Consider the following 2,958-nt stretch of genomic DNA (forward strand, 5'->3'; position numbering starts at 1 on the left):
AGACGCCTGCTCAGCAAAACATTCCCGTCGGGTATGGAGATATCAAATGTTTATGACAAAACCCGGCTGATGCGGAAACGAACGCCCGAAGGAAACATCGATTTCAAGTACCTTTGCGGCGACAAGGTGGGGTCTATCACCAAAGGTATCGAAAGCGTATCCTACGGTTACGACGGAGGTCTCATAACCTCAGTAACACAGGCAGGGACGATCAACCAAACGCTGTCATACGATTATAACAACGATTTCAATGTCGAAGGATTCACCTATGCCGGAAGTACGGTGAATTATACGTATGACAATGACGGTTTGCTGACCGGATCGGGCAATTACACCATAACCCGTAATCCTGATAACGGCCTTCCTGAAAATGTCAGTGACGGTGTTTTCAATCACACCGGAACATTCAACGGATATGGCGAGGTGGATGAACAGGCATGTTCCGTAAACTCCCAGCCTGTCGGTTCATTGAGCGTAACCCGGGACAACACCGGCGGAATCGTAACCAAATCCGAAACCTTTGACGGCGTAACATCCAATTACGCGTATACTTACGACCCCATGGGAAGGCTCCTTACGGTCACAAAAGACGGCGTTCTCGTGGAAGAATACCGGTATGATCCCAACGGCACCCGGAATTATGAGATGAACGCCCGGCGGGGAATTACCGGAAGAACCCTGACCTATTCCCTGGAAGACCACCTGATGACGGCGGGAACCGTGACTTACCAGTACGATTTGGATGGATTTCTTGTCAGCAAGATGGACGGCGCCGATGTAACGACGTACAATTATTCCTCGAGAGGAGAACTGCTCTCCGTATCCCTGCCGGACGGCGCCACCATCGAATATCGGCACGATCCCCTGGGAAGAAGGATCGCCAAACTCATGAACGGCACCGTTATGGAAAAATATCTATGGCAGGGAATGACACGACTCTTGGCAATTTACGACGGCTCCGACAACCTGCTCATGCGGTTCGATTATGCGGACGGCCGAATGCCGGTATCCTTGACAAAGGACGGAATGATTTATTATATGAGTTATGATCAAGTCGGTTCTTTGAAAACGGTTTCCGATGCATCCGGTGCAGTGGTAAAATCCATTGAATACGATTCCTTCGGCAACATCCTCGCCGACACCAATCCCGCGTTCGAAGTGCCTTTCGGGTTTGCCGGCGGCCTCCATGACCGGGATACCGGGCTGGTCAGATTCGGGTACAGGGATTATGATCCGGATGTTGGGCGGTGGGCTGGTAAGGATCCTATTGGGTTTTATGGTGGGGATACGGATTTTTATGGGTATTGTTTTAACGTAACGATTCACTCCCCCCTTTAGTAATAAGGTAGTTAAATCGATGAGATTGAAGGGGGGTAGTTCCCTTTGCGACCGGCAGCAATAGCTTCAGCTATATAACTCCATGGGTCGATATTTCTCGCTCTACAAGTTTCTACCACACTAATGAAGGCGGCATATGAACGACTGCCTTCATCAGTTCTTGTTCCAAAAGTTATCCTTCTGAAGATTACCGACTGGCGCAAAGCCCTCTCGGCATCATTATTGGTAGCTGGAAGGCCAGGATTTTTGACAAACGCCACCACCGCATCCCAATCGTTTAAAATTTCCTTTGCCAAGGCTTTCAATTTCGGATGATCAAAATTTGCTCCCAGGTTGCAGGCTCTTTTTAGTCGGGCGAGAATCGGCCTGCATTTTTTCGGGCCATTCTCGCCATCGGCCATTGCTTTTATTAGGCCTCTTAGCTCTCTCAAAAACCAATCTCCGATCCTGTTAACATTTTTATCTATAACACCTGTCAATGCTATTGCCTTTCGAATTAAATGTGCCAGACATCTTTGACGCTTCTCATGAGATCGATAGGCAAAATATCCATCGGTTATCAACCAACCGAAAAATGAATCAGTAATTAAATTGAGCAATTCTTCTTTTTTACGAGTGCCTATATAATATACGATAACTTTGGCTGATACCGCCACCCAAAGCCATAACATTTTTCCTTTCTGGTACCAGGGTGTTTCATCCAGATTGACTTTTTCTTGTTCCTGTAGTTCCTCCACCAACTGATCAACAACCGGGTAACATGCAATACCTGCCTCTCGTATGCATTTGCATATTGTCCCAATGCCTAATTCGAACTTGTACCAGGATAACAAGAAATCTCGAATTTTTTTCCGGGACATTCCATAACGTCGATTCAATGCAGCAATAAAAGTTGCCAACATTGGCCCAACAAGGCTATTTTCAGATAACTTTATATTGCGCTTTCGCCCCTCAACAGTCGAAATATAACCTTCACCCGGACAGGAAATGTTTCTATGGCCACACGAACAGGTACTTTCATAATAATAATGAAGAGTGCATATAATGCGAGCACACTTGTTTTCTATTTCGAGCTCATAGGTGTAATGCCCCGAATAGAGTAACGGTTTTTCCTCAAGTTTTTTATTGCAGAGTACACACTGCTGCGGATGATGATGCTCGATCCTCTCCGCCACAGGTTTTTCAGTTCTCCAATGTCCCTCTGATCCAGGTTGTTTTCCTGGTTTACGCTTTGTTGACTTATCTTCAGGCGTTTCTTTTGATTGATCTTCTATTTCTGATTCGTCTGATTCCTTTTGATCTTCCGGTATTTCTCCTGCATCATTTTCGTCCTCCCCTGCCTCTTTTTTGTATGGATTATCTGAAGACGGTGGTTTCGAACTGTTCTTTGAATCCTGATTCAATCGTTCGACAGCCTCACACAATTGAGCACGCAGTCTCAGTGTCAGATTTATTAAATCCGATTTCTTCATCTTCTCAAGTGAATCGAGAGAAATTTGTGCAAGATCATCTGGCGTTAATTTCATCATAATTATTGTAACTATCATAAAACAATTTGGTCTGTCTTCCTTTTTGTGCTTTTGGGGCAATTTTTTTTGGGGGGGGGTGAATTGTTACTCT

The 2,958-nt window shown here is 45.5% G+C and carries 2 protein-coding genes; one reads left to right on the top strand and one right to left on the bottom strand.

Annotated elements, in window-relative coordinates:
* The coding region (locus GF401_21070) for a hypothetical protein (GenBank protein MBD3347555.1) at positions 1–1,338 on the top strand (1,338 nt) is incomplete at its 5' end.
* Between the two features lie 11 nt (positions 1,339–1,349).
* On the opposite strand, the gene GF401_21075 is transcribed toward GF401_21070, so the two are convergent.
* Positions 1,350–2,867, bottom strand: a complete 1,518-nt coding sequence (locus tag GF401_21075; GenBank protein ID MBD3347556.1) for an IS66 family transposase — start codon at positions 2,865–2,867, stop codon at positions 1,350–1,352.
* Positions 2,868–2,958: the final 91 nt, after the last annotated feature.

Source organism: Chitinivibrionales bacterium (genome assembly GCA_014728215.1).
Lineage (GTDB): Bacteria > Fibrobacterota > Chitinivibrionia > Chitinivibrionales > WJKA01 > WJKA01.